The sequence below is a fragment of the Methylobacterium pseudosasicola genome (genome assembly GCF_900114535.1).
Taxonomy (GTDB): domain Bacteria; phylum Pseudomonadota; class Alphaproteobacteria; order Rhizobiales; family Beijerinckiaceae; genus Methylobacterium; species Methylobacterium pseudosasicola.
In genome coordinates this window covers 1-26,180 of sequence record NZ_FOTK01000027.1, presented here as the reverse complement: position 1 = coordinate 26,180, position 26,180 = coordinate 1, and the positions used below count along the sequence as shown (strand labels likewise).

The following is a 26,180-nucleotide window of genomic DNA, read 5'->3' as shown; positions in this document are numbered from 1 at the left end:
GCATATCGGGAGTCGCGGGTTCGACGGACGATCAGACGGTCCTGCCGTCCGGTCGGCTGCGCCGCGTGCCGGACGAAGCGACATCGGGGCCGGGGCGACGATCCGCCTCCGCGACCGCCCTTCGGAAACGCCAGGCCGCCAGTGCCTCCAGGAAAGCCTGCACGGACGGATGAAGGATGATCGTCTCGTCGGCCGCCGACCCCCCTTGGTCGATGGCCTTCAAAGGGGCATGGCGCATGATCGCTCCTCTTGTGATGCAGTGGGGGGAATCCGGGTTCGGACATGCGTCGGCCGCCGCCGCACGACTCGACCGCCGCCCGGATGGCGGCTTGGCCTGTCGATCGGTGGTTGGCGTGAGACGTCGCGACGGCGCCGGCGCTCGGCGGGGGGCCGGTCGATCGACAGGCCGGCGACGCCAGCCGCCGCTCGGGCGGCGGCTGGCCGGTCGATCGATGGTTGGGGGGACGCCGTGACGGCGTCGGCGCTCGGTGGGCGGCCGGTCGATCGACAGGCCGACGACGCCAGCCGAGGCGGCGGTCGCCAGATCAAAATGCAGGGATGTCGTTATTGTATAGATCGATCGCCGGGCCGTCGACCGGGCCGCGCCGGGCGGCCTGTGGAATGCGTGGACGGACGGTCCGGACGGCACGAAGTCTCTCGGGCGATGCGACCGCGGGACCGACCGCGCCGGTGGGTCATATCGTCGAGGACGGCCGCCCCGACCTGCCCACGGCGGTTCTCGCACGCTCGCTTTCGGGCCTTTGGATCGTCATGGACGCACCAGGCATTTCGCGGTGCGTCCATGACGGTCTTGGCCCACCGGACCGATTGTCCGCCCCCCTGCATGAGCCGGGCGGGAGCGCGTACGCGGTCCGATGATGGAAGTGTCACTGCGCCCTGCCGGCCAGCGCTGGTTCGGGGTCGACCAGCCGGTGCCGAATCGGCTGAAGGCTGGCAACGTGCGGTCCGCCCGTCGCCGCGACGGCGCGAAAGCTGTCCCAGCCGATTCCCCTGTCGTCGCTCGGCCCCCGCCCCGGAACGGGAGCGGGGTCGATCCGCCGGTCGAATCCCTCGATCGGCTGCGTCGGAGCAGCTTGGGAACCCGGCGGCCCGGGCTCGTCGGCGCCGAGCCGCCACGCCGACCCAAGTGCCGGCCGTGTCCGTCACCCCCCGGCGAGGGTCGCCGGCGCGGTGCCGAGCGGCCGCGACGCGATCGCCGCGTTGTGGCTTTCATCCATCCGTCGGACGCTTCCCGAAGAGCGAAGCCGAGGCCTAAGATGACACGTCGATCGATCCTCTACCGCGCCCGCTTGCCGCGGAACAAGACAAGGCCGCCGATGTCCGGCTACCTTCAATCGACTGGCGCGGATGCCACTATCTGGAGCGTGTACAAGGTCCCGGGACTGGTCCTCTTCGACCCGGACAGGCGGTTGATCCAGGTCGCCGGACAGGGGCGGCTTTTCCTGACCTACGGCCCGGAATGGCGCGAGATCCCGGCGCCGCCCGGGGCACCGACGGGGCCGGTGCCGCCGATCGGCGACGCCCAGTCCCCGGGACACGAACCCGGGTCAGCCGAGGATCCAGATGCGGCGCCGTCCGCTACCCCGCGTTGATCTGGCGGGGCGCCGGCTCCTGCGGGACATCGCCGGTTTCCCGCTCGTCGGGAAACGTCGGCCTCCCGGTTTTCCATGCCGCACGGTACGCATCCTGCAACCGAGCCGACACGCCGATCGCCCAGAGCGCCAAGCCCGGGGTGAGAATACGGTCGATCATGAGGGGCGGTCCCGGCATTGGCGTCGCGAACCGTTCCAGCCCGGCCAGCAAGTCCCGCGTGCGCTGCGTCGTCGGGGCGGCGTCGCCACCCAACCTCGTGTCGGCGTGGACCAGCAGGTGCCTCAGCTCGATGAGGAGCTTCACCTCGGTGGCGAGCGCCTGGTCCATCGGCTCGCCGCCCGACAGCTGGCGGTAGAGCCGGCGCAATCCCTCGGCCTGGTTCCGAACCCCACGCTTGGCTCCGTTGGCCTCGCAATCCGACCCGGCCGGGGGCGTGCGCCGCGGATCGTCCACGGCGGCCAGGAACAGCCTCGCCAGGTTGGCGTAGGCTTCGATCGCGCCGACGCAGTGGAGCACGGTCGACAACGGAGCGGCGGAATGCGCGGCGTCGGCGAGGGCCCGCCTGCAGGCATCCCCCGCCGCCGCCATGTGCCGATCGCACATATTCGGCAGCACGTGGGGCGCGATGTCGCCGGTGCCGACGGGCTGGGCTGAAACGGCGAAGCTCGTGGTGGTCCCGTCCAGGTCCATCAGGCGATCGAGCGTCGGCGTCTCCGGCACGGGCATCGCGCTCGCGACCATCCTCGGCAACGGGAAGAGCCGCAGGCGGGGTCGGGTCTCCCCGAGGGCGCTCGCGCATACGCCTATCCGGCGGACCAGGTCCTTGGTACGGGCGCCAGCGGCGTTTTCGGTCCCCCCGGCTATCGCGGACGCCTGCAAGGCCATCTGCCGCGCGCCGTCAAAGTCGCCGTCCTCGAGCAGCAGGAGGCACGTCGACAAGCGCGCCGCGACCCACTCCCCGGGCCTTGGCGAGCGATCCGCCCGCGCGAGGCGCGCCAGCGCGAGGTCCAGCGGTGTGCCGGGCGACCCGGATGCCTCGCCAGGCTTGCTCCCGGTGCCGGTCGCTCGCCCGGCCAGGGCCGGGTCGGGGAGGGCAGCGGCTCGTGCGGCGGCACGGCGCACCGCCTGAATCAAATCAGCATCCGTGGCCGCCTCCCACCAGGATGCGGGGCGGTCGGGATAACCTTCGTCCGGGTCGTCCCTGTCGGGACTGGATGTGACGATCCGTTCGAGGTCTTTGAGATCGATCGCAGGCATCGGGCCTTGTTCCGCACGTGCGCGGAGGGTAGGGCGGATCGCTTAACGACGCCTGTCCATGGGATGCGCGCCGAGTGGCGATTTCGGGAAGACCCGCGGACGGGGGCGCGCATGCGGGGGTGAAGCATGGACGACCGTCTGCGCGGCCGACTCGCCGCTCAATCCCGGTCCAATCGCCGGATGCATCGCGGAGCGTCGGAAGCCACCCGCGTCGTACAGAAGGCCGGCCTATCCTTCTCAGATCTCTCGGCACTCCTGAAAACGCTCTACGGTTCGATGCACGCCGACCAGGGTGACGGTGAGCCGGGATCGGACCATGCCGCCGCGTCGGGGATCACCACGATAACCGAGTGACCGGGCTGCCGGTCACACCCGTAACGTCAAAGGTGAGGATCCCCGGCCGCCCGCAGCCTGCCCGCCGCGATGGCCTCCCGAAAGATCCGGTAGTCCTCTTCGTTCCGGTCGCCGTAGGCCATCGACCAATCGGCCAGGGCCTCGCGCAGGTCGGCGCGGCCTTCATGGCCGCAGTAGCCCGCGATCGCCGCCGCATCCCCGGTGCGGGCATGGGCTTTGGCGAGCAGGGCGCCGTAGGCGTGGGAGAAGTACAGGAGCGACTGGCCCGTCATGCGTGAGACCGGGATCTCACCCTTCATGTTCTTCATCTGCCGGACGTAGAAGGGCCGCCCTTCGATCTTCGTCCACCCCAGCAGCGGATCGCCCACGGCCTGCAGGAGGCGTTGCCCGTAGATCACGCGCTCGCCCTCGTGATCGGCATAAGGCTTGGGCATGCCGCGTAGATACGGCGCGTGGGCCGGTCGCACCGCTTCCTTCACTTGGAGGAAGAGCACGTCTCGATCCGAGTTCCCGCACAGCAGCGCGACATACGCCCGGGTGCCGACGCTGCCGACGCCGACGACGCGATGGGCCACGTCGACCACGTGGTAGCGGCTGAGCATGAACCGCCGCTCGCGCGGCAGCGTCTCGGCGTAACGCTCCAGGCCCGTGGTGACGGCCTCGCGCGTCGCCTCATCGACGCGGACGAGGATCGGCGGCTCCTCCCGGAAGCGCCAGCCACCGTCCGTGCGACGCTCGCCCACCTGATCGAGCAAGCTCGTGTTGTTCTTCCGCCGCGCCTTCTCGACGGCCTTGCGCACCACGGCTTGCGACCGCGCGTCGATCTCGATGCCAGCGAAGGCGAGGTCCTCGGCTCGCGCCGAGCGCTGCCAGACGTCGAGCGAACCGCGCGGGGCGAGATCGTCCATCGTGTGTTGGTAGCCGGCCACGGCGCTCAGCGCCGCTTGCCGCCGTTCGCCTGGGGTGACGTCAGCATCGCGCGCTGCGATCTCGATGCTCGCGCAAAGGCGCTTCAGGTCCCATTCCCACGGCCCGACCGTGACCTCGTCGAAGTCGTTGAGGTCGAGCACCATGTCACCCTGGGGTGAGCCGAACAGCCCGAAGTTCGCGATATGTGCATCGCCGTTCATCACCACGTCGATCGCGCCGCGCGGGCCCTGCGCGAGGTCCCAGGCCATGACCTGGGCGGCGCCGCGCAGGAACGCGAACGGCGAGGAGGCCATGCGGGCGACACGCAGCGGGATAAGGTGTGGTTGCCGCCCCTCGTGCGCCGACTCGACGAGGGCGACCGGGTCGGGACGATTATGGGCGATGTTGAGGCTGGCATGGGCGGCGTGCGGCAGGCTCGAGCGCAGGACCTTGCCGGCGGCGCGACGCTTCTCCCACGGCTCGACGCCCGAGCGCAGGTCGACGTGCGGGAAGTCCGCGAGGGGTTCGAGGACCGCCTCCTCGGCAGCTTCGATCACCGCTTCCTGCTCGCCGACCGCAGCCGCTGGGGTATCCGTGGGCTGCGCTGACCGTTCCATCGACCTCGTCCGACTGCCTCAGACCATGCCAACGGCCTGGCCGCGGAATAAACCCGTCCGCTCGACGTGGACTTAACCGCACACCCCTGACAGACGGCTGACGCCCGTGCAGGTTTGGTTGGCCGCTTCGCGCCCATCTCGATCGCCCCGAGGGTTGAAGAGCATCCCCAAAGCGAACCGTACTTTTCGTTTGCCTTGGGCATGGGTGGCAGTTGGTTCTCGACCTCGATCCCTTGCCCGGCGAGAGGTTGCGTCTGCAGTTTCTGCAATCGGCCCATTGGAACATCGGTCCAATGACGATCAATCCCGCAGCGTTGGTCGGGACCCTCGGTGTCGCTCCAATGACCGTACGGATCGCGAACCCGGATTGGAGACCCCGTTCGCGCGGGCCAGCGCGATGATGCGGCGGACAATATCCAACCAGTCCGCGCCTTGGTCGAACACGCCGAACCGCTCGCCAAGTGCCGCGGGAGAGTTGGTAACATCAGATCCTGACGTCCTTCTAGACATAAGTATCTTGGTTTCTGATGTTACCAACTCTCCTGCGTTCGCTGAGAGCACTGCGCCTGGCGCGCGCCAGCGACACGCCATGCCGGCTCACCCATCCCACGGCCGGCCGCCCTCGTCGAGCGCGGGCGCGTCGGCAACGACCGGCCTAGCTGTCACGCGGCCGATGCGCGGCCGGCGATCGATCTGGCAACAGGGCGGACGCAGGTTGGCCGACGGCGTCGGCTGATTGCCTTTCCCGGAGTTGCCCCGAGCCGTCGGACCGCCGGGCTACCGCCGGCTTCCACCAGCTTAGCCCGCGCGCCTGGAATGCCGGCGACCACACCTTTAACCAAGGCGGAACGACGGATGCAGGCCACCGTGCACGGGCGGCGATCGGCGACGTCGTACGTGATGGGGCGCGACCGATGGTCGGACAGATTCGAGCTTGCCGCGAATCGCCCGGCGGGTGACCATTCGGAATGCCCCGACCTCAAGCCTCCCTTTCCGATCGCCCCGATCCCGGAAACGCGGGCGCCCCTGCCGCGGTCCCCGCGTTGACCGAGGCGCTGGCAGAACGCGTCAAGCACCTGGAGATGAGGCTGGCGATCCAGGAAGATATCGTCGCCGCCTGCCTGGAGCGGGGCGCGGCTCGCACGGTCCAGTCGCTCGGGGCGGTCGTGGAGTACCTGGCGAGCCGCGGCCTCATCGACGAGGAGGAGCTGAAGGCCTTCATCGAGGGTGACCACCGGACCGCCGATCATCCGGCGGCTGACGGATCGATCAGGTCGGTGCCGGACATCCATCAGTGGCTCTCCTGGCGGAAGAGCGGAAGAGCGGAAGGGCGGGAGGCGCGGCGGGGCTTCGGCCGGCCCTACCCCTGTCCGGGGCGCTCCTCGAAGCCCTCGGCACCCCTAGCGCCCGGGGACCGGATGCTGCGTCGGATTCTCGGGGCGCTGCTTGATCCTGACCTCGAAGTGGGGTCGTGGGGTCAACGAGATGTCGATGTCTACGTCCGGGAAGAGCACGTGGCACTCCCGCGTCGCCAGCCTGGATGACTGGACGACGCGCTCGTGGCTCTCGGCGAGGCTCGCCGTCCAACGCCCCTCGCGACGGTGCATCCTTTCCAGCCCGGCGATCTGTTCGCGTTCGGCCGCATGGACCAGCTCCTCGCAGGTGACGGCGTTCATCTCCTTGTAGGCTGCGGTGCAACCGCAGATCCCCGCCAGGATGAGCAGGGCGTACGGCGCCCCATGGACCTGGAACCTGAAGCCGGTCGGGTTCAGGCGATACGCGCCGACGAAGTCGAAGCGCAGGCGGGGAACGTACGGCCAGTCCTCATCGGCCCCGGAGGCGATTTCCGTGGCCATCAGATGAAGCGCGACCGCCGCGACATCATGGTGCCGCAACCCGGACTCCAGAAGCCGCAAGTCCTCAAGATGTCGGCGAGCCAGCAGCCAGCCCCTGTCGGTGAAGGCCGGGATGTCCTGCAACCAGAAGCCGAAGGCGACGGTCGCCTGCACGAGGCCCCTGAAGCGCTCGATCCGGAATGTCCGATCGATGAGACCATCAAGCTCCAATGGCTTGCCGTCCCGATGGAAGCGGAACTCGATCTGCGCGGGACCCTGGATTCCTTCCGGCCCGATCGCCATCGACAAGTTCCTGCCCGTACGGGGTGACGTGGCTGCCCAGGGCGCCCGCGCCGTGGAGCGAGAGGGGATATCGGTCGCAGGCGGCACCGTCCAGGTAAGGCATGGCCCTGCCCTGCCCTTTGGGGGGCGACTGACCTGCGCGGGCATCGACCGGCGATCCCGAACGGTGTCGCCGAAGGGCCCGCCTGCAACCGGACCGGACGATGGCGCATCGGGGCGATCAGACACCCTTGGACGCGGGAGGCGGGGCGGCGGGGGCTCGGTCCGTGGCCGCCGCGCGGGCGCCCGTGTCGGGCCGGCCGATGCCGGCAGGCATGCGCGCCCCGAGTGCGCGACGATCGCGCCGTATCACGGCGATGGTCGGATCAGCCCGCGTCGCGCCCGTCACCGGTCCGGTCCATCCCGGGCCTTCCCGATTGGGGCCGCGAATGACGATGGCCCGGCGGCAGCTCGTCATGGCCAGGCCGGACGGGCGCCTGCCTCGCCTTTACCGTCGGAGATTGGGGGCACCGAAGCCAAAGGTCGCCGGAGAGGCGACCGCGATCGGCGGCAAAGGCCTACGGCATGACAGCATAGCAGCCCATATCGAGGCTCCGCCTACCGCTCGGCACAGTCGTCACCGGCGATCAAGCCGCCCTGCCGTCATGACGCCGGCCGGCGTCAGCGAACCGGATCCCGCCGGCCGTCAGGCGCCGTCGACGTACCACCGCCTACCCTCGAACCGAACGAGCCCGGCCCCGTTCAGGACGGCCTTGGCGGTCTCGGCCGTCCCCGGCACGAGGCCGGCCGCGCGGATCGCCGCGCCCAGGTGCAGGCTTGAGAGGCCCGGGGCCCCGGCCGCCCGCACGATCCCCAGGATCACCCGCATGGCCTCGGCGGCCTTCGTCCCGGCGGGCGGTCGATCGCCCTGCGGCGGGGCGCCCCGACCGAGGCCGATCGCTGCATGGAGCTCCTCGATGCGCCTGCCCTGACGCTCGATCGCCTCCGCAAGTTCGGTAACGGTGGAGGCCCCTGGGACCACCCCGGCCGCATGCTCCGGCGCGGCCCGCTTCACGCGTGCCTCCAGGAAGGCCTGGGCCGCCTCGACGTAAACGGAGCTCGTCGATCGGTCCTCGTCGAGGGCGACCTGCGCCATGGCCTTATGAACGGACGGCGCGACGTAGAGCATGACCTTGGCGTTGGCGTTGGCCGGGCGCCTGCCGCCTTCGGGCGCGCGATCGGATGCGGACACGGGTCGAGGCCTCCTTGGCGACAGCAGCAAGCCAGCATGACAGCAAGCTGTTAAGATGTCATCGCTGGTTGAGGATAGATGCCCGCCAGCATGACAGCTTGCCGCCATGCTGGTCGTGACGATCCTGACGCGTCGCCCCTCCCGCGGGTCGGAGGGAGCGGCCTTCAAGGGCGATCGACGAGCGCGGCTTGGGCTTCCCCGATCCGCTTCCCCCGCCGGCCGGCCATCCGCCGCGGGTTCGAACCGCTCCGGCAGCACGCCTTCACGCCGGGCGCGGCAGGTCAGGATTTGCCCGACAAGCCAGACCCGGCGCCTCGGCCGACGGCGCCGAACCTGCCGAGCGGCCGCGTCGGCCTGGGCCCCCGGGTTCAACCGACCTCGCGCGCCGCCGCGGCGGCGGGTCCGGTCCCGTGCCGCGGGACGGCTAACCGACTCTGCTGCGTGTCCCGGGTCCGCGCGTGGCTGCGCCGACCGGCCCGGGCGGCCCAGGCCGGATGGGCTTGCGCCGGGCCTGGATGCGCCCGACGGAACGGCGCGTCCCCCGATGCCCGGGCGGCCCCGGATCGGCGGGGGCGAAGCCGGACCGTGGTTTCGCCACACGGGCGATCCAGGCCCGACGGAGCGGCGTTCCGGGATCCCGGCGAAGAAAGGGCGACAGGGCGGTTCACGAGGAACGGGACTTCGCGGACTTCGCCCCGGCGGTACGACGCCTGATCGCGGAGACGGTCGAATTGATGCAGCGCTACGAGGTCGGCTATCCGACGCTCGACCGGCTCACCCGGGACGTGGCCGGGTTCATCGGATTCCTCTCGCCGGCGCTCGACGGGACCGTCCGCGACGGCGGTGCCCAAGAGCGGGGCGGCTACCTCGAACGCCTCGTGCGACCGGCCACGTTCATCGCGCCGTCGCCGCGCGACGCCCATGCCACGGCGTTGCTGTTCTGGGCCATCGCCCGGGCCGTCCAGGATCTTCTGCTGACATCCGGGCAACATGGCCTCAACGAGGTGGCCAGGAACACGGGCTTCTTCGGCCACCTCGCGAGCACGCTGCGGACCTTCAGGCTCCTGGAGGACGTGGACGACCCCGAGGGTTCCTACGGCCTGGTCTACTGGGCGGATTTCGCCTCGGATCGCCTCGAGCCGAGCCTGGGGGCCGATTTTGCGCTCGTCGTCGGCCTCGGCGGCGATCGCTACAAGGTGGCTTTCCTGCAGGCCAAGCGCGCGAGACGGTTCCCCCTCGCGAAGGTCGACCACACTGTCGGCGACACCCTGCAGGTCGACCTCCTGGTTCGGCACGAGGCGCGACATCCGGTCGTCGACGTGGACGGCGGCTGGCTGCCCTGCCTCGGCGAGCACGGCATCCTCGGCCGGTGGTGCTTCTACCTGTTCTGGCACGAGGCGACCGTGCAAGGGGAGCTGTTGCTGCCCACCGTGCGGGCGGCCCACGCCGTCAAGGAAACGATGCGCGGTGTATATTCCACGAGCCTCGACGACGGCGTCGAATTGACGATCTTCGCCGCGCTCCTCCTCGCCGACCCGAACTCGCGCGTCGGTCATCTAGTTGGGCCCGATGAACTGCCCGAGTTGTTCGACGGGCATCGGCCGCATGCCCTGGTCTTCGTCGACCCGCCATCGGGCGGCCCTTCGCCCGAGGAGAAGGCGCGGTTGCTCGATGACCTCGGCTATCGCCCGTCCCCGCTCCGTCCGGCGCGGGTCGCGCCCTCGGCGTCTTCCGACGACGATCCGCCGAGCATGGGCCCGATCTGATCGGGCGCGGCGACGCCCCCCGATCGCCGGTCCGCCGGGGATGGCCGTCGCACCTCCCGGGAGTACCGGCATCCGAACGAATCGCTATCCTGGAGGCATCCGCAGGCCGACTTCCTCTTGGACGCACTCGACGACGATCATGCCGCCTCCCTGGACGCTGGACCAGTATCTCGGCCGACTCGCGCAAGGGGCGAGCCCCGAGATCGCCGAGGAGGTCATCCGGCTGGGCCGAAACCTAGCGGCCGCGAGCTCAGCCCTGCGGACGCTGGACGGCCTGCTGGCCTCCGAAGGGGACGCCTACGTCCTGCAAGGCCTGGGCTTCGTCCATGCGGACCTTCGCTGGCTGCGGATCGCGTGCGACGGGATGTCCGTCGACGCCAGGCGGGCCGTATGCGCCCGCGTGCCGGCGCGGCGGCGACGGGACGTCATCGTCGCGGCGATGGAGGCCATCCGCGCCTCGTTGGACCGGACCGGCGCCCCGAGCGGGCAGGATGTCGCCGCCCTGGGGCACGCGACCGTGGTGGGCGCGGCCTCGATCCTCGATCCGGTCGCCTTCGAGGGTGCGATCGACGCGATCCTGACGCCGGGGAAGCCGGGCCGCCGGTGCGCCGTTCCGGGGAACCCACCGGTGCGCCAAACGCCGCATATTGACGATCCGCCCGCGGTTTGGCGTTCCTTCGTGCTGGCTCTCTTCGAGGCGGGACGACCTCGCCCTATGCGGGCGGATCGATGAGGGATCCGAGGCAGATGGGTGACGTGCCGGAAGATCGACGCATCGCGGCGTTGTCCGCCAGGGAAGGATTGATGGAGGTGTCGCGCCTGCTCGACACGGTCGTCCCATCGCCATCCGACACCCCGATGGTCGGGAGGGAGCTCGCCAAGACGAGGGCGACGCTGCAGGCGCTGCTGCGAAGGCTCGAGCTGTATGCCGACATGGGGGCGGCCGATCCGCACGGCACGCCCCCGCCGGTCCCCCTGGGAACGCGTCCCAGCCGCGGCTTGGGGTGACGTGATCGATGCGGAGGCCTGAAACCCGACGTTCGTGACCGATCGGTCCACACCGGGGTCGCGCGGAAGCAAACGGAGCGGGGTCACGGCGGAACCTTCGCGGATGTCCCCGCATCGGCTGGCCGTCGAACGCGGGGCCGCCCGGCTCCGTTCCGAACCGGCGGCCGGTGAGGCGAACCGCGGGTCACGGTGGCGAAGCGGTCGACCCCGGCGCGGTCTGCTTCGAGGCTGGCGGTCGCTCGGATCAGCTCGCCGCCGACTGCCCACGCGGACTACCTCGGCGAGGCAGGCGTTGGCGAAGGCCACGGCCGTGATGCCGACGCCAACGACTTAGAAGCACGCCCATATACCAACACGACGTTGCGGGCATGCTGTACTTTTTGACCCATCTCAGACATCCAGAACGTCCGCTTGCTGGAGGTCTGATCGAACCAGAATGACCGAAGGTGGCCGAAAGCGGTCTGGCGGCTTTCGGTTGCGCGAGGTGCTAAACCGGACATCGCAACGTTCTCGCCGCCGGCTGCCGACGGACACGTTTTTTCGAAGTTTAAATTTCCGACGCGGTTTTCCTACAAAAACCGGCAGCCTCGGCGGGTGCAACATGCATGGCCAGCGTTTGTCGGGAAGACGATCGGATAACCGACAGAACGGGTGATAGGACTGAGGTCCGATCAGGGTGGCAATCAGACCTTCGCCCTTCGCCCCGAAGCGGACGTTCGGTTTCCAACCCATGGCACGCACGGCTGCGAGGCTTACACCCCAACCGAACTTCCCGGAGGGCCAAACCTTGCCTTATTGCATTAGTTGAGCGCCTACGCACTTTACAACTATAAGTTGCATAGTATCGTAGCATGCACTGCCGGGCGACGATGATCGTGAGCGACCGCCCGGAGGATCAAGGCTGTGTTCCGCCTGGTGTTGAAGTAAAGCATCTGATCGTAGGGGGCATGACATGGTGGTAGTGCTCGACCCTCGGACCGGCAAACTCGTCCAGATCCGCGTCCCGCCTCGACCGCCGTCAAAGCCAACGAAGTAGTGAGCAAGGTGCGCCTGAAGCGGGACACGAGGTTGCAGTCACTCAGTTGACCTGCGACCGCGATCCATCTCCACGGGCCAACGCTTGACCGACCCTAAACAATGCGCCTTTGACCTCCTTCAGACCTGACATCACGTCGTGCTGCTCCATCAGCGCGTGCACGATGATGAGGTGATCCGCGATGGTGTCGAGCGGTGCCACGGCCCGTGTGGCCACGTGTGTCGGCGGTGGAACGAACCTCTCGATGCCGCCATACGCTGCAATCTCAGTCGCCTCGGTCGGAGCAAACTCGATCATGGACCCGAGATAGCCGAGGAACGAGCGCCCCGGCGGTCCAAATGAGGGAACGCCTCCAGCCGCCAGCCACCGCACCGACCCGTTCGCGCACCGAATGCGGAACCGGACGCTGAACTCGGCTTGTGCTTGGGCAGCCTCCGCGAGGATGGCCCTGACAGCACTCTGGTCGCTCTCCAGGACTGACGTGGTCCAGCCGTCCCGGTACGCGGCCTCACGTGTCTGCCCGGCGTAGGAGAACCATTCGAGGCAGATGTACGTGACTTCGCCCTGAGCGTCGGTCGTGAAGATCACCAGCACCTCCCGCCTCAGTTCGGTCGGGCCAACATGCTGACACAACCTTTGAACGCACAAGTCGTTCGCGTTACAACCAAGCGGGATGGTACCCCCTACGACCGCACACGACCGACGATCTTTGGAGGGCAATATGCTCAACGAGAAAGACGCTCGTCATGAGAGTTTGAAGCGGATTGCAGATACGCTTCGCATATCCATAGATGACTTGTATGGCTTTGGCGAAGATTTTATAAAATTTGAGCAAACCGATCGAATGCTACAATTGTGGGAGCAGCTTACTACTGATAGATTGCGTGAAGATGCGTTGGATGCCATCCAGGGCCTCATTTAGCACAAAACATAGCAAGATACTGTCACGGGCGCGAGTACTCGCTATTTTGGGGCGGCGTTCGGTTCGCGGCTGCTGTCTACTACTCATTCGAAGTTCTCTTGGGTACGTGGGATCAATGTTGATCATAGAAGGCGGCTAGCGCGCCGTCCCCCTGTCTTGATTGGTCGCGCGGCTTTATCTTACGAAGTGCTTGGAAGCGAACATTCCCAAGGCCTACTTCGGGTCGCAACCGGACCCTCGCCCTCCGCTCATAAGCGGATGTTCACCCGGTCAGAAGCGCTGAGGCTGCGGTTCGGTGCGTCCGAATGCGTACAGTCATAACAACCTCAGTCACTTACTAGCCGCCAGCTGACCATATCCATCATATGACGGGGTTTCTTGTCTCACACCGGACGTAGGGAGGCAGATCGCCCTTCGCTGCCGTGGTCCAATGCAAGATGCGCTGATACGGAAGCTTGAGAGCTTCGAGGAACTGACCGACGCCGACTGCAAGGCGTTGCGGGCGCTCGTCCCCAGGGTTAGGCAGGTGGGGGCCCGGAAGGACTTAATCCGGGAAGGTGACGTTCCCAGCAATGTGAACCTCATCCTCAGCGGCTACGCCTGTCGCTACAAGGTCCTGCCGAATGGCGAGCGCCAGATCATATCTATCTTCGTGCCGGGCGACTTCTGCGATCTGAACGTGTTCATCCTTGACCAGATGGACCACAATATCAGCACGATTTCAGCCTGCCAAATCGTAGAGATCCCTCGCCACTCCATCGAAGAAATCATGGCGATTAATTCACGGGTGACGCGGGCGATGATGTGGTGCGCCCTGGTGGATGAGGCCGTGCTGCGCGAATGGCTAGTTAACATCGGCAACCGTCCGGCTGATCAGCGCATCGCGCATCTCTTCTGTGAGCTGCTGCTACGTCTGGAAGCCGTGGGGCACGTAAACAACAACAGCTATCAGTTCCCGTTCACCCAAACCGAGATCGCCGATACGATGGGCCTATCTGACGTGCATGTGAACCGCACGCTCAGAGAACTGCGCCGGCTTGAACTGATCACCTTGAAGGGCCGGCTCCTGACGATCCTGGACGTCGATCAGCTCAAGGCGTACTGCGGGTTCAATCCCAACTACCTCCACCTCAGGAACGCGCGTTGGAGTGGCCGCCGGCAGGTGCCGTGGCTGAAGAGCGTCTAGGGTAGGTAGCGTTGGCAGACCGGGGTAACGTCGAGACCCTGGTCGTTCTCCAGCCCATCTCCATCGATACGGCGAGCCCGGACCAGGCCGGCATGCTGGTGATGGTGAACGGTCGGCTGGTCGCCCTGTTGGTCCGTCTCGATACGCCCGAACACGAGCGGCCTGGAGCGTGGTTCATGGAGGTCGGACTAGGACGGCTTGCGGGAGTGCGTGCGCCCGTATTCGATACCCTTGAAGACGCAGCGCGTTGGGTGCGGCACCGCCTATGGGGGTGATCATCCTCAGAGGCGATAGTCGAAGGTCAGCTTCACGTACTTGCTGCTCGAAAGCAGACAGGCAGCAAACCACCCAACCCAATCGTGGGTCCTTGGCCCTTGTCAGCCTGGAAGCGGACCTTCCCAAGCCAGCAATAGGTCGGAACCGGTCGCTCGCAGACCGTCAATTCGTGGCCTTGCACTGGGCGCATGAGAACCCTTGTCCTTTGGGGCATTCCCCAACGGACAATAACCGTGACCCGTGAGTGGCGCCCTTCGGATCACCTATCTCACTGCCGTCAACTTTGGGGCGTATTGCCGCTTGCGATACAAGCCTGTAAGCGGCCTGCGTTCTGATGCGTTTGGGAGAAGGCGGTGATGAAGACCCCGATCGCTCTGCGGATCGACCCGGAGGTGCTGGCTGCCGCTCGCGAGTGCGCGCGCCAGGACAACCGCACGCTCACCAATTTCATCGAGACTGCGCTGCGCCAACGCATCGCTGAAGTCATGCCAGCCCTCGTCGCACGCGAACAGGACTGCGCACAGCAGAGCAGGGAACGACCGCGTGACTTCTGAACGCACTACAGCGTCCCTGCCCAAGGCGCGCACCGGTATCGACGGCTTTGACGACGTCACGTTCGGCGGCTTGCCCGCGGGGCGGCCGTCGTTGGTCTGCGGCAGCGCCGGCTGCGGTAAGACGCTGTTTGCCACCACATTCCTCGTGAACGGCGCCACGCTGTTCGACGAGCCCGGCGTGTTCATGAGCTTCGAGGAGCGCGCCGAGGATCTCGCAGCCAACGTCGCCTCGCTGGGATACGACCTCAACGGGCTCGTGGAAACCGGCAAGATCGCCGTCGATCACGTCAAGGTCGAACGCAGCGAGATCGAGGAGACCGGCGAATACGACCTCGAAGGCCTGTTCATCCGCCTCGGCTACGCCGTCGACACGATCAAGGCCAAGCGCGTGGTCCTCGACACGATCGAGACCCTGTTCGCCGGGCTGAGCGATGCAGCGGTGCTGCGCTCCGAACTGCGCCGGCTGTTCGCCTGGCTCAAGGACCGCGGCTTGACCGCGATCATCACCGGCGAGCGCGGCGAGGGACAGCTCACCCGCCAAGGGCTCGAGGAGTACGTCTCGGACTGCGTCGTGCTGCTCGACAACCGCGTCGAGGACCAGATCACCACGCGTCGCCTGCGCATCGTCAAATACCGCGGCTCAGCCCACGGCACCAACGAGTACCCGTTCCTGATCGATGAGCAGGGCATCAGCGTCCTGCCGGTGACCGCCGCCGATCTGAGCTACGACGTCTCAAACGAGGTCGTCTCCACGGGGGTCGAGAGCCTGGACGCGATGTTCGGCCCCGGCGGCCTGTTTCAAGGCGCCAGTGTGCTGATCTCCGGCTCGGCCGGCACTGGCAAGACGACGATCAGCAGCCATACGATCGACGCCGCCTGCACCCGCGGCGAGCGCTGCATGTCCTTCGTGTTCGAGGAGAGCGGCGAGCAGATCTGCCGCAACGCGCGGTCGGTCGGGCTCGACCTGCACCGTCACGTCGATACCGGCCTGCTGCGCTTCGAGGCGGCGCGACCAAGCTTGTACGGACTGGAGATGCATCTCGCCCGGATGCATCGGGACATCGAGCAGTTCAGGCCGAGCGTCGTGGTGATCGACCCGATCTCGGCCCTGCGCGGACCCGAGGTCGAGCTGCAGGCGACGCTGTTGCGCATGGTCGACATGCTCAAGGCCCGCGGCATCACCGCGGTGTTCACGTCCCTGCGCACCGACGGCGCATTCGGGCAATCGGGCGATCTCGGCCTATCTTCGCTGATGGACGTGTGGATCAAGCTCCAGGACATCGAGGCCAACGGCGAGCGCTCGCGCACGCTCTACGTGATCAAGGCCCGCGGTATGAGCCACTCGAACCAGGTGCGTGAGTTCCAGATGTCGTCTGCCGGGCTGAAGCTCGTGGATGCCTACATTGGCCCGGCCGGGGTACTGACCGGGACCGCCCGCATCGTGCAGGAGGCGCAGGAGGAGGCCGCCGCGTTGCGCCGTCGGCAGGACAGCGAGCGGCGCAAGCGCGACGTGGTCCGGCGGCGGCTGTCGATCGAGCGGCAGATCGCCGAGCTGCGGGCCAGCTTGGAGACCGCGGAAGAGGAAGAGACGCTGCTCCTCGACGAGGACGTGGCGCGCGAGACGTTGCTGTCGAGCGAGCGCACCGACATCGCCCGTCGCCGGAGTGCGGCCGAATGAGCGAGCAAACCTCACATGCCGGCGATCCCGTCTCGGAAGAGGATGGTGATCCGGGGCAGTATCATCTTCGCCTGTACGTAGCCGGCCAAACCCCGAAGTCGATGGCCGCGCTGGCCAACCTCAAGCGGGTTTGCGAGCAGCATCTCGCCGGGCGCTACGACATCGAGGTGGTCGATCTACTGAAGAACCCGCAGTTGGCAGCGGGCGATCAGATCCTGGCAATCCCGACCCTGGTCCGTCGGTTGCCCGCCCCGCTTAAGCGGATCATCGGCGACCTGTCGAACACCGAGAAGGTGCTGGTCGGCCTCGACATCCGCCCGCGCGCCTCCGCAGGGTCCGGCGCGCCTTGAGCACCGGTGGGGCAGAGGGCCCGGACCCGGCCGAGTATCAGCTGCGCCTGTTCATCGCCGGCACGAGCCCGCGCTCGCAGCGCACGATCGAGAACCTGCGCCGGATCTGCCGTCAGCACCTTGCCGACCGGCACAACCTGGTGATCGTCGACATCTACCAGCAGCCGGAGTTGGCAGAGGCTGATCAGGTCGTCGCGGCGCCGACGCTGCTCAAGCTGACACCCGAGCCCCTACGACGGATTATCGGAGATCTCTCGGACGAGGCTCGCGTGCTACGCGGGCTCGGCATCTTCCCGCCTCTTGGAGGCGGCGATGATCCCAGGATCTGATCCGACCACACTCGATGAAGCTCGCGCTCGCATCCGTGAACTCGAAGCACGGTTAGAGGAGAGCGAGGAGACGCTCGCCGCGATCCGGCGGGGCGACTTCGACGCCGTCGTCGTCCAGGCCCCGGGCGGCGGGCAGCAGGTCTACACGCTGGAGAACGCCGATCGTCCCTACCGCGTGCTGATCGAGCAGATCCAGGAAGGGGCGTTTACGCTCGGCGCGGATGGGGCGCTACTGTATGGCAACCCCCGGGTCGCCGCGATGCTCGCGAGCGTTCCGGAACAGCTGATCGGGCGCTTCCTGCATGAGTTCATCGACGCGAAGGAGCGACCAGCGCTGGTGCGGCTACTGGAAGAAGCCAACAGGACAGGCGCGGCCCGGGGTGAGGTCTGCCTGCGGTCGGCCGCCGGGTCGCATCTGCCGGTGCATGTCTCCCTGAGCCGCCTACAGCGTGGCGACGGCGCGGCCCTGCTGTGCGGCGTCCTCACCGACCTGACCGAGCAGCGGCAGCATCTCCACGAGCTGGCCGAGGCCAATGCCCAGCTCAAGGCGCAGGGTATGGAGCGCGAGCGGATCGAGGAGGCGCTGCGGCAGGCTCAGAAAATGGAAGCGATCGGCCAGCTCACCGGCGGCATCGCCCACGACTTCAACAATCTGCTGACCATCATCCGATCGTCGGTGGATTTCCTGCGCCGACCGTCGCTGCCCGAGGAACGGCGCCTTCGGTACATGGACGCGGTCTCCGACACGGTGGACCGCGCCGCCAAGCTGACCGGTCAGCTGCTGGCCTTCGCGCGGCGCCAAGCGCTCAAGCCTGAGACGTTCCAAGTGGGAGCCTGCCTGCACGAGGTGGCCGACATGCTCGACACGATCACCGGCGCCCGTATCCGCGTCGTGGTCGAGGTTGCCACGGTGGAGTGCTTCGTGCGCTGCGACCGCAGCCAGTTCGAGACGGCGCTAGTGAACATCGCGGTGAACGCCCGCGACGCGATGGATGGCGAAGGTTGCCTGACGCTACGCCTTACTGGCGGTTTGCCGATGCCGGGGATCCGCGGGCACGTCGGCTCGCGCAAAGCCTTCGCCGCCGTATCGCTCACCGACACCGGCACGGGCATGCCGGAGGAGTACCTCGCGCGGATCTTCGAGCCGTTCTTCACGACTAAGGCGGTGGGCAAGGGGACGGGGCTAGGGCTGAGCCAGGTGTTCGGCTTCGCCAAGCAGTCCGGCGGGGACGTGGACGTCGAGAGCACGCTGGGGCATGGCACGACCTTCACGCTCTACCTGCCGGAGGTCGAAGCTGCTGCGGGCGCGGCGATCACGTCGCCGGCCCCCGTAGAAGCGACACACGGTGGCGGACGGCGCATCCTGGTTGTTGAGGACAACATTGAGGTCGGTCGCTTCGCGACGCAGATCCTGGAGGACCTCGGCTACGATCCCGTTTGGGCAGCGAACGCCGAGGATGCCCTCGAACGACTGGGGGCAGATGGCGGCGGCTTTGACGCGGTGTTCTCGGACGTGGTGATGCCGGGCATGGGCGGGATCGTCTTGGCCGAGAAGCTGCGGGATCGGCTGCCGAGCCTGCCCGTACTACTGGCCTCGGGCTACAGCCACGTCCTCGCCCGCGACGGGGACCACGGCTTCGAGCTGTTGCACAAGCCGTACTCGGCCGATCAGCTCTCGCGCGTCCTGCGCCGGATCATTGGCGAAAACAGCGCCTCGGGCCCTACGCAGAAAGTGCCGCCTTCGTGACCGATCGAACGCCGGTTGAAGTCTCAGATCCGGACCGCATCGCGTCGGTTGATGGCTATGCGGTGCTCGATACGCCGCCCGAGAAGGGATTTGACGACATCGTGCTGCTGGCGCGCGTGCTCTGTGCTGCTCCGGTGGCACTGGTAAGCCTCGTCGCCGAGGACCGGCAGTGGTTCAAGGCGCGCTCCGGGTTCGAGCTGACGGGGACCGAACTCAGCGGGTCCATCTGCGCCCATGCCTTAGGTCGTACCGATTTGCTGGTGATCACCGATCTGACGCTCGACGCGCGTACCCGCCAGAACCCTCTGGTCGTGGGGGAACCGCATCTCCGCTTCTATGCCGGTGCCCCCCTGCTTACGCCAAAGGGACACACGCTTGGGACGTTATGCGTCATCGACACTGTAGCTCGACGGACCGGCCTGACGCCTGAGCAGCGAGAATGCCTCCAGGCCCTCGCTGGCCAAGTCATGGAGCAGCTTAACCTCCGGCGGGCTTTGGCGGACCGTACACGCGAACTCGCTGCGCAGTAGTTCGATGCCACCACCGCGTAGGCCAGCACCGGCTGCACCGTTTCCTCCAAAAGCCCTATCCCAACATTACGCTCCAGACTGCTGAGTGGCGCAGCAGTTCAAAGTCGTTCGTTATTTCTCACATCCGTTGGGCATGGCCACGCGAAACTTGAGGACTGCTATAGGTCGAAATCTAGCGCTTGGGCATGTCGGGAAAACCATCATTTTTCGTACACAACCGATCGCGCTACCTGCCGTTGTATTCCAATAGGGCTCGCTGACTAGAACTATCCCGCTGGAATGTGGCCGTTCCAATAGGGCAAGCTCAATGGAACTGCATAGCCGGAACTTGACCTTGCCATTGATGATCGACGGTATGAGACCGCTCTTTTGGTTTGGTTGGGGTTGCGTCGCAGTCGTCCTGCCGTTTACGCGACCATAAGGTTTCTGGGTCGTGCTTGGCGCTCGTAGACGAAGGCGCTACAGGCCGCACGGATGACCTCGACCGCGATCGATGGGTTTGCGGCCGAGCTGATGCCGTCCCACCCCAGCTTTCCCCCGCCGGACCGCAACCTATCCAGGATCGGCCTGCCCACCCGTGCTCGTGGCCGGTCGGAGAGATGCCACCTGCCCCTAAATCCTGTCGGCCGGGCATCTCGATGTCCCTGACCACCCGCATCCTGCTCCTCGTGCTGCTCGCCCTCGCCCCAGCACTCGCGATCCAGGGCTACAACGAGGGTGACCTGCGCGCCGCGCGTGACGAGGCCGTGCGCGCCGACACGATGGCGACTGCCCGGGCCGTCGCCGATGACTTCGCCCAGTTCGCCGACGGCGTCCACCAAGCGCTGGACCTCGTCGGCGAGGACCCGAGCGTGCGCAGCCTCGACGCCGTCCCGTGCACGGACTATCTCCGCCGTGCCGCCGCCCGGCTGCCGCACATCCTGTTGCTGGCTCTGGCCCGCCCGGACGGATCGCTCGCGTGCAACAGCGTCGGTTCGCAGCCCGGCGCCTACTCGAACGCCGAGCGCACCTATCACCGCCGCGCCCTGGCCGAGGGCGGCTTCGTCATGGGCGGCTACGCGCGGGGGACTGCGACCGGTAGGGCTTCGGTCCACTTCGCCCAGCCCCTGCGCAGCGCGGGCGGGGCCATCGACGGCGTCCTGGTCGCGGCGGTCGATCTCGATTGGTTGTCGCAGTACCTGCAACAGGAACTGCGGCTGCCGAGCACGTCGCTCACCATCGCTGACGAGGACAACGTCATCATCGTACGCAAGCCGGATGGGACCGACTGGGTCGGCAAGCCGGTCCCCGCCGAGCGTATGGGGCTGCTGGCGAGCCGGGGCGAGGGTGTGCGCCTCGACTTCGGCATCGACGGGCGTGCGCGCATCCTCGCCAACGTCCGCCCGCGGGGGACGGCGGTGCGGGCCTGGGTCACGGTCGGGCGCGACCGCGACGTCGCCTTCGCCGACGTCGATGCGGCGGCGCACCGAGGCTCGATCCTCATCGGGCTGGGTGTGGCGATGGCCCTTGCCGCGGCCCTCGTGGCCGGGCGCCTGTTCATCCGTCGCCCGTTCGACCGCCTACTGCGCGCCTCCACCGCTTGGCAGACGGGCGATCTGACCGCGCGGACCGGTCTGGGCGGCGCCAGCGAGTTCGGGCGGCTCGGGGACAAGCTCGACGCGATGGCCGCCTTGCTCCAGCGCAACGAGGGCGAGCTGCGCGAGGAGATCCGGCGCGGGCATGCCCTACAGGAGCGGCAGGTGACGATGCTGCACGAGCTGAACCACCGGGTGAAGAACACGCTCGCCACCGTGCAGTCGCTGGCGCGCCAATCGGCCAAGGGCGGTGAGGGACAGGCGGTGCAACTCGAAGCGCGCATCCTTTCCCTGTCGAAGACCCACGACCTGCTCACCCGCGAGGACTGGAGCGGCGCCACCTTGAATGAGGTGTTGGAGAACGAGCTGTCACCCTACCGCGCCGGGTGTGACCACATCGTCCTCGACGGGCCCGAGGTGGCGCTGCCGCCGCGCCACGTCCTGGCGCTCGGCATGACCGTGCACGAGCTGACGACCAACGCAGCCAAGTACGGGGCGCTGTCGACGGCGGACGGTCGGGTCGAGGTAAGCTGGCGGGTGGATCGAAGCGAGACGGGAGCGGCGTGGTTACGCCTGACCTGGCGGGAAAGCGGCGGTCCGGCCGTTGCCCCACCGGCGCGCCGCGGGTTCGGGACGCGGCTGATCGCCGGCGGCGTCGGGCGCGAGCTGGCCGGGGACGTCGATCTGGACTTCGACGTGGACGGCCTGCGTTGCCGGATCGATGTGCCGCTGGCCGAGGTCGGCAGCCGTATGCTCGCGCCGACGCGGTAGCCTCACCCCACCGGTGAGGGTGATGAGCCGCGGGCTCACCGCGCCGTGGCACCCCAGGGATAGCTACAACGGAAGCGATAACGATCGGAGACAAATCATGCCGCCGCGGCAGTAGCTTGGCGGGGGTAGCTGTTCGGGCTACAGCTCAGCTTGGTCTATCTCGGCCGTGCTCAGCATCCTTCCCCCGTCGCCCTCCGCGGACGCATGACGATCGCCCCTCCTGAGCCCGACCGTCTACACGCCCTGGCCGATTACGCGGTGATGGGCACGCCATCGGAGAAAGGGTTCGATGATCTCGCCAGGATCGCGGCCCTGCTGTGCGGGGTGCCGACTGCGCTCGTGACCCTGGTCGACGATCGGCGGCAGTTCTTCAAGGCGCGAGCGGGCTTCGACGGCGGTTGCGAGGCGCCGCTCGACGTCGGGTTCTGTCCGCTGGTGGTCAAGGCCGAGGCGCCGCTCATCATCCACGACACGCGCGAGGAGGGCCATGCTGATAACGCGGCCGTCGCCGAGGGCGGGGTCCGCTTCTACGCCGGCATGCCGCTGCGGACCGCCGCGGGCGCGGTGCTCGGCACGCTGTGCGTGCTCGATCGGCAGCCGCGCCCGGAGGGACTGACACCGGGGCAGTTCGAAGGATTAGAGCGGCTGGCCGAACAGGTCGTCGACCAACTCGAACTGCGTCGTGCCCTGAGCGAGCGCGAGCGCCTGCTCGCCGAACAGCGGGTGGCGACGCAGCAGCGACGCACCTACAGCCAGACCCAGGACGCGATCGCAGCGAGCGGCGGCGATCTCGACACCATCCTCGACGCCCTGATCGAAGGGGCGATGCGCGCCGTGCCCGCGGCCGAGGGCGGCGTCCTGGAATTACTCGACGGCGAGGAGCTGGAGTACCGCACCGTCGGCGGCACCCTGACCCAGCATCGGGGCGTGCGCGTGCCGCTGGACGGCAGCACGTCCGGCACCTGCGCCCGGGCCAACAAGCCGATCCTGCTGGCCGATGCCCTGCTCGACCCGCGGGTGAAGGCCGATCTTCGCGCACTCATAGACCTTCGCTCGGCCGTGCACGCGCCGGTCAACCGTGGCGGCAAGGTGCTCGGCGTGCTCAAGCTGCAGTCGAGCAAACCCGACGTGTTCACCGAGCGCGATCTCGAACTGGTCAGAAGCTTCGCCGGCTTGGCCACCGTCGGGCTGACCGAGGCGAGCGAGATCGCGGCGCAGCGCGCGGTGCGGGCGAGTGAGGCGCGCTACCGCGCCGTGTTCGAGAGCGCGATCGACTACGCGATCATCGTGCTCGACCTGAAGGGTAACGTCATCGACTGGAACGCCGGCGCTACCCGGATCCTGGGCTGGGCCCCGAGCGACGTCTGCGGGAAGCCTGCCGACGTGTTCTTCACCCCCGAAGACCGTGAGGCCGGGATCCCAGACCAGGAGATGCACAGCGCCCTGACCGTGGGCCGCGGCATCGACGAGCGCTGGCACCTGAGGAAGAGCGGCGAGCGGTTCTGGGCCAACGGCGAGATGATGGCGTTGCGCAACGAAGCCGGCGCGGCCATCGGCTTCGTCAAGATCCTGCGCGACCGCACCGAGCAGCGCCGCAATGCCGATGCGCTGCGGGATACCGCGGTGCGTCTGCAGAGGGCGCAGGAGGCGGGTGGGGTCGGGGTGTTCTCGATCGGCATCGCCGACGCCATCCTGCGGCCGAGCCCGGAGTTCTGCCGCCTGTACGGCCTGCCGGAGCGCGAGGCGTACCTGTCGACGGCGTTCGAGGAACTGATCGTCCCGGAGGATCAGCACCTGATCTCCACCGCCCGCTCACGCAGCAGCGGCGCGGCGCCGCGGGACGTCGAGTACCGCATCCGCCGGCCGGACACCGGCGAGGTCCGCTGGATCGCGCGCAAGGGCGAGATCGAGCACGACGACGCCGGAGGGCCGGCGCGCTTCTCCGGCGTCGCCCGTGATATCACCGCTCAGCGGGCGGCGCAGGAGGAGCTGCGCATCAGCCAGGAGCGCCTGAGCCTGGCGTTCGAGGCGGCCGGCGCCATCGGTTGGTGGGACTGGGACGTCCCCAACGATCGGATCGTGGCCAACGCGCGCTTCGCCGAGCTGTACTCGGTCGATCCCGCGGCGGCGGCGGTCGGCACCTCGATCGCCGGCTACATCGACGGCATCCACCCCGACGACCGGGCGTGGGTGGGTGCGAAGATCGAGCAGGCACTGGCCAACGCCGGTGAGTTCGCCGAGGAGTACCGCCTGCTCCGGGCGGACGGCAGCGTGCGCTGGGTCTATGCCCGCGGGCGCTGCTACCACGACGCGGCCGGCCGTCCGCTGCGGTATCCGGGGGTGTCGATCGACATCACCGCGCGCAAGCTCGATGCCCTACGTCAGGCGGCGCTCGTCGCGCTGGGCGACCGCCTCAAGGACCTGAGCGAGCGCTCGGAGATCATCGGAGCCGCGGCCGAGATCATGGGCCAGACGCTCGATCTGTCCCACGCCGGATACGGCGCCGTCGATCAGCGCCGCGAGACCATCGTGATCACACGGGGCTGGAGCATGCCCGGCGTCGCGGCGATCACCGGCCTACACAGGTTCCGCGACTATGGCTCGTACATCGACGATCTGCAGGCCGGCGCGACCGTGCTGATCGCCGATCTCGCCCGCGACGCGCGCACGGCGGCTGCGGCTGACACGTTCGCCGCCATGGAGGCGCGCGCGCTAGTCAACCTGCCGGTGATGGAGCGCGGTCGCTTCGTGGCTTTGTTCTTCGCGCTGAAGGCGACGCCGCACGTGTGGAGCGCCGACGAGGTGGCCTTCCTGCACAGCGTCGCTGATCGCGCCCGCGCGGCTATCGCCCGGGTCGAGGCCGAGGACCGGCAGCGGCTGCTCAACCAGGAGCTGAGCCACCGCATGAAGAACGTGCTGGCGATGGTGCAAGCCATCGCCACGCAGACCATGCGTACAGCCACCGACATGGACACCGCTAAAGAGGTGCTCGCCGGGCGGCTCGTCGCCCTGGGCAAGTCGCATGACCTCCTACTCGGCGGTGAGATCGGCAGCACCGCACTCGACACCCTGATCACGAATGCCTTGGAGCTGCACCGGGATCGACCCGATCGCTTCGTGATCGCGGGTCCGCCGGTCGCGGTAGGCGCGCGGGCGGCCCTCTCCCTGTCGCTGATCCTGCACGAACTCGCGACCAACGCGGCCAAGTACGGCGCGCTGTCGACCGATGCAGGGCAGGTCACGATCGATTGGCAGATCAGATCCGAGATGCACGAGCCGGAGATGGTGCTGAGCTGGCGGGAGGTCGGCGGCCCGGTTGTGGTCGCACCGACACGGACGGGCTTCGGCACGCGGTTGATCGGTCGCGGGCTTGCCGGCAGCTTTGGCGGGGTGGTCGACCTCGCCTACCCGCCGACGGGGGTGGCCTGTACGATCACGGCGCCGCTCAGCGGATTGCAGGCCCACGATCTGGGATCGCTCGTCTAATCTTCGGTAGCGTCCGGATCAGAGAAACGCTGGCTCTGGGTGGTATCCAACCGACGGAGCAGTGCGGCCATAGCCTCTGGCACCGGCTCGGACGGGAGCGCGGCGTAGACCTGCCGAAGATTGCGGCCGAGGTGACGCTGGATCGCATGGGGGGAGCTGGAGTGAACCCAGTGCGTCTGGGGTCCTGGCATGGGGAGGGGACTTTCAAGGTCGATCATCGCCGGCCCAATCGGGGGCGTTCGCTCTGTCACACCAAGTGGCTCCTACGACCGAAGGTTGCGAGGATCTGCGTTAAAATGGGCCGACGCCATTACGTTCCCGCTAACCGGCGAAAGCTGACGCTTGTGACATGGTGAGCACAACTGCGTCGAAGCGGGTCGGATGAGCGCGGAAAAACATCCTCATAGCTTTCATCAGTTCGATAGAGTCAGCTTAGGCAGATAGCCAGGGATCGAACGGACAGAGAATGGTTTCGAAATACAGGCTGCTTCCGACCGAGGCCGTGTGAGAACGCAGATCCCTTAGGTTCAAGGCGAAGGTCCTGAGAGTGTCGCAGAGCGAAGTGGTGGCCTTCAGGCCCGGATCGCCGCCATCAGCGGACCGACCCCGAAGATCTGGATCATCCGCTTCATGTTGTAGGCCAGAACCTGCAAGCTCATCTCGGTCCTGACCTTCGCCAAGGTCCGGGTCAGGAAGTGTGTTGCTCCCATCCAGGCCTTCAGTGTGCCGAATGGGTGCTCCACCGTCTGGCGACGGATCTTCATCGCGTCTGGCATCCGGTCGAGCCGCTCCTGCATCGCATCGAGCACGTCCTCGTGCACCCAGCGTTTGATCCGCCGCATCTCTG

General features: G+C 67.5%; 22 protein-coding genes. 15 read left to right on the top strand and 7 right to left on the bottom strand.

The features are described 5' to 3' along the window. Positions 1–1,337: 1,337 nt before the first annotated feature. Positions 1,338–1,613 (top strand): hypothetical protein, encoded by a 276-nt coding sequence (locus BM228_RS22515; RefSeq protein ID WP_092044121.1) that lies wholly within the window; start codon positions 1,338–1,340, stop codon positions 1,611–1,613. On the opposite strand, the gene BM228_RS22510 is transcribed toward BM228_RS22515, so the two are convergent. After that, positions 1,600–2,871 (bottom strand): hypothetical protein, encoded by a 1,272-nt coding sequence (locus tag BM228_RS22510; RefSeq protein ID WP_092044119.1) that lies wholly within the window; start codon positions 2,869–2,871, stop codon positions 1,600–1,602. The two genes, BM228_RS22515 and BM228_RS22510, sit on opposite strands and share 14 nt — an antisense overlap. 126 nt (positions 2,872–2,997) lie before the next feature. Between BM228_RS22510 and BM228_RS33965 the strand changes: the two genes are divergently transcribed. Then, a complete protein-coding gene (locus tag BM228_RS33965; RefSeq protein WP_139234164.1) occupies positions 2,998–3,225 on the top strand; it encodes a hypothetical protein in 228 nt (75 codons plus the stop codon). Positions 3,226–3,251: 26 nt separating this feature from the next. On the opposite strand, the gene BM228_RS22505 is transcribed toward BM228_RS33965, so the two are convergent. The 3 genes from BM228_RS22505 to BM228_RS22495 form a co-directional block, all read right to left on the bottom strand. Further along, positions 3,252–4,751: a DUF2252 domain-containing protein gene (locus tag BM228_RS22505; protein ID WP_092044118.1), complete on the bottom strand. Its 1,500-nt coding sequence runs from the start codon at positions 4,749–4,751 to the stop codon at positions 3,252–3,254. A gap of 1,400 nt (positions 4,752–6,151) precedes the next feature. Then, positions 6,152–6,889, bottom strand: a complete 738-nt coding sequence (locus tag BM228_RS22500) for a hypothetical protein (protein ID WP_092044117.1) — start codon at positions 6,887–6,889, stop codon at positions 6,152–6,154. Positions 6,890–7,574: 685 nt separating this feature from the next. Then, positions 7,575–8,120, bottom strand: a complete 546-nt coding sequence (locus BM228_RS22495) for a hypothetical protein (protein ID WP_092044116.1) — start codon at positions 8,118–8,120, stop codon at positions 7,575–7,577. Positions 8,121–8,854: 734 nt separating this feature from the next. On the opposite strand from BM228_RS22495, the gene BM228_RS22490 reads away from it, so the two are divergent. The 3 genes from BM228_RS22490 (at position 8,855) to BM228_RS22480 (ending at position 10,894) form a co-directional block, all read left to right on the top strand. Further along, entirely contained in the window at positions 8,855–9,886 is a 1,032-nt protein-coding gene (locus tag BM228_RS22490) for a hypothetical protein (RefSeq protein WP_092044115.1), read from the top strand. 139 nt (positions 9,887–10,025) lie between these two features. Continuing rightward, the gene (locus BM228_RS22485) at positions 10,026–10,619 is read left to right on the top strand and encodes a hypothetical protein (protein WP_092044113.1); all 594 of its coding nucleotides are present in this window, start codon (positions 10,026–10,028) and stop codon (positions 10,617–10,619) included. Between the two features lie 14 nt (positions 10,620–10,633). Further along, positions 10,634–10,894, top strand: coding sequence for a hypothetical protein (locus BM228_RS22480; RefSeq protein WP_139234163.1), 261 nt, complete (start codon positions 10,634–10,636; stop codon positions 10,892–10,894). Positions 10,895–11,972: 1,078 nt separating this feature from the next. Here the strand turns inward: BM228_RS22480 and BM228_RS22475 are convergent. Then, complete coding sequence (locus tag BM228_RS22475; protein ID WP_167367793.1) at positions 11,973–12,518, bottom strand: PAS domain-containing protein; 546 nt, start codon at positions 12,516–12,518, stop codon at positions 11,973–11,975. A 133-nt stretch (positions 12,519–12,651) separates the two neighbouring features. Here BM228_RS22475 and BM228_RS33960 point away from each other — a divergent pair, with 133 nt between their 5' ends. The 10 genes from BM228_RS33960 (at position 12,652) to BM228_RS22425 (ending at position 25,333) form a co-directional block, all read left to right on the top strand. Beyond that, entirely contained in the window at positions 12,652–12,852 is a 201-nt protein-coding gene (locus BM228_RS33960; protein WP_139234162.1) for a hypothetical protein, read from the top strand. Positions 12,853–13,282: 430 nt separating this feature from the next. Next, entirely contained in the window at positions 13,283–14,038 is a 756-nt protein-coding gene (locus BM228_RS22470) for a Crp/Fnr family transcriptional regulator (protein WP_092044109.1), read from the top strand. A gap of 632 nt (positions 14,039–14,670) precedes the next feature. Beyond that, the gene (locus BM228_RS22460) at positions 14,671–14,868 is read left to right on the top strand and encodes a YlcI/YnfO family protein (protein WP_092044106.1); all 198 of its coding nucleotides are present in this window, start codon (positions 14,671–14,673) and stop codon (positions 14,866–14,868) included. After that, complete coding sequence (gene kaiC, locus BM228_RS22455) at positions 14,858–16,546, top strand: circadian clock protein KaiC (protein WP_092044104.1); 1,689 nt, start codon at positions 14,858–14,860, stop codon at positions 16,544–16,546. The genes BM228_RS22460 and kaiC overlap by 11 nt, the downstream gene beginning before the upstream one ends. Beyond that, on the top strand, positions 16,543–16,896 hold the full coding sequence (locus BM228_RS22450; RefSeq protein ID WP_092044103.1) for a circadian clock KaiB family protein: 354 nt from the start codon (positions 16,543–16,545) through the stop codon (positions 16,894–16,896). Before kaiC ends, BM228_RS22450 begins: the two co-directional genes overlap by 4 nt. Next, positions 16,893–17,225, top strand: coding sequence for a circadian clock KaiB family protein (locus BM228_RS22445; protein WP_243960452.1), 333 nt, complete (start codon positions 16,893–16,895; stop codon positions 17,223–17,225). Before BM228_RS22450 ends, BM228_RS22445 begins: the two co-directional genes overlap by 4 nt. Continuing rightward, positions 17,209–18,972, top strand: a complete 1,764-nt coding sequence (locus BM228_RS22440; protein WP_092044101.1) for a PAS domain-containing hybrid sensor histidine kinase/response regulator — start codon at positions 17,209–17,211, stop codon at positions 18,970–18,972. Before BM228_RS22445 ends, BM228_RS22440 begins: the two co-directional genes overlap by 17 nt. Continuing rightward, the gene (locus tag BM228_RS22435; RefSeq protein WP_092044099.1) at positions 18,969–19,502 is read left to right on the top strand and encodes a GAF domain-containing protein; all 534 of its coding nucleotides are present in this window, start codon (positions 18,969–18,971) and stop codon (positions 19,500–19,502) included. Before BM228_RS22440 ends, BM228_RS22435 begins: the two co-directional genes overlap by 4 nt. Before the next feature lie 638 nt (positions 19,503–20,140). Continuing rightward, positions 20,141–21,847 (top strand): sensor histidine kinase, encoded by a 1,707-nt coding sequence (locus BM228_RS22430; protein WP_092044098.1) that lies wholly within the window; start codon positions 20,141–20,143, stop codon positions 21,845–21,847. Between the two features lie 204 nt (positions 21,848–22,051). Beyond that, a complete protein-coding gene (locus BM228_RS22425) occupies positions 22,052–25,333 on the top strand; it encodes a PAS domain S-box protein (protein WP_092044096.1) in 3,282 nt (1,093 codons plus the stop codon). Here the strand turns inward: BM228_RS22425 and BM228_RS36125 are convergent. Together BM228_RS36125 and BM228_RS22415 are read right to left on the bottom strand one after the other, a co-directional pair. Beyond that, the gene (locus tag BM228_RS36125) at positions 25,330–25,524 is read right to left on the bottom strand and encodes a NepR family anti-sigma factor (RefSeq protein ID WP_425284983.1); all 195 of its coding nucleotides are present in this window, start codon (positions 25,522–25,524) and stop codon (positions 25,330–25,332) included. The two genes, BM228_RS22425 and BM228_RS36125, sit on opposite strands and share 4 nt — an antisense overlap. Positions 25,525–25,905: 381 nt before the next feature. Further along, on the bottom strand, positions 25,906–26,180 hold a 275-nt coding region (locus tag BM228_RS22415; RefSeq protein ID WP_139234161.1), incomplete at its 5' end, for a transposase.

Excerpts from the sequence above, each read along its gene's own strand:
- BM228_RS22515 (WP_092044121.1), top strand. The coding sequence starts at position 1,338 with ATGTCCGGCTACCTTCAATCGACTGGCGCGGATGCCACTATCTGGAGC.
- BM228_RS22510 (WP_092044119.1), bottom strand. The coding sequence starts at position 2,871 with ATGCCTGCGATCGATCTCAAAGACCTCGAACGGATCGTCACATCCAGT.
- BM228_RS33965 (WP_139234164.1), top strand. The coding sequence starts at position 2,998 with ATGGACGACCGTCTGCGCGGCCGACTCGCCGCTCAATCCCGGTCCAAT.
- BM228_RS22505 (WP_092044118.1), bottom strand. The coding sequence starts at position 4,751 with ATGGAACGGTCAGCGCAGCCCACGGATACCCCAGCGGCTGCGGTCGGC.
- BM228_RS22500 (WP_092044117.1), bottom strand. The coding sequence starts at position 6,889 with ATGGCGATCGGGCCGGAAGGAATCCAGGGTCCCGCGCAGATCGAGTTC.
- BM228_RS22490 (WP_092044115.1), top strand. The coding sequence starts at position 8,855 with ATGCAGCGCTACGAGGTCGGCTATCCGACGCTCGACCGGCTCACCCGG.
- BM228_RS22485 (WP_092044113.1), top strand. The coding sequence starts at position 10,026 with ATGCCGCCTCCCTGGACGCTGGACCAGTATCTCGGCCGACTCGCGCAA.
- BM228_RS22480 (WP_139234163.1), top strand. The coding sequence starts at position 10,634 with ATGGGTGACGTGCCGGAAGATCGACGCATCGCGGCGTTGTCCGCCAGG.
- BM228_RS33960 (WP_139234162.1), top strand. The coding sequence starts at position 12,652 with ATGCTCAACGAGAAAGACGCTCGTCATGAGAGTTTGAAGCGGATTGCA.
- BM228_RS22470 (WP_092044109.1), top strand. The coding sequence starts at position 13,283 with ATGCAAGATGCGCTGATACGGAAGCTTGAGAGCTTCGAGGAACTGACC.
- BM228_RS22460 (WP_092044106.1), top strand. The coding sequence starts at position 14,671 with ATGAAGACCCCGATCGCTCTGCGGATCGACCCGGAGGTGCTGGCTGCC.
- BM228_RS22450 (WP_092044103.1), top strand. The coding sequence starts at position 16,543 with ATGAGCGAGCAAACCTCACATGCCGGCGATCCCGTCTCGGAAGAGGAT.
- BM228_RS22440 (WP_092044101.1), top strand. The coding sequence starts at position 17,209 with ATGATCCCAGGATCTGATCCGACCACACTCGATGAAGCTCGCGCTCGC.
- BM228_RS22430 (WP_092044098.1), top strand. The coding sequence starts at position 20,141 with ATGTCCCTGACCACCCGCATCCTGCTCCTCGTGCTGCTCGCCCTCGCC.
- BM228_RS22425 (WP_092044096.1), top strand. The coding sequence starts at position 22,052 with ATGACGATCGCCCCTCCTGAGCCCGACCGTCTACACGCCCTGGCCGAT.
- BM228_RS36125 (WP_425284983.1), bottom strand. The coding sequence starts at position 25,524 with ATGCCAGGACCCCAGACGCACTGGGTTCACTCCAGCTCCCCCCATGCG.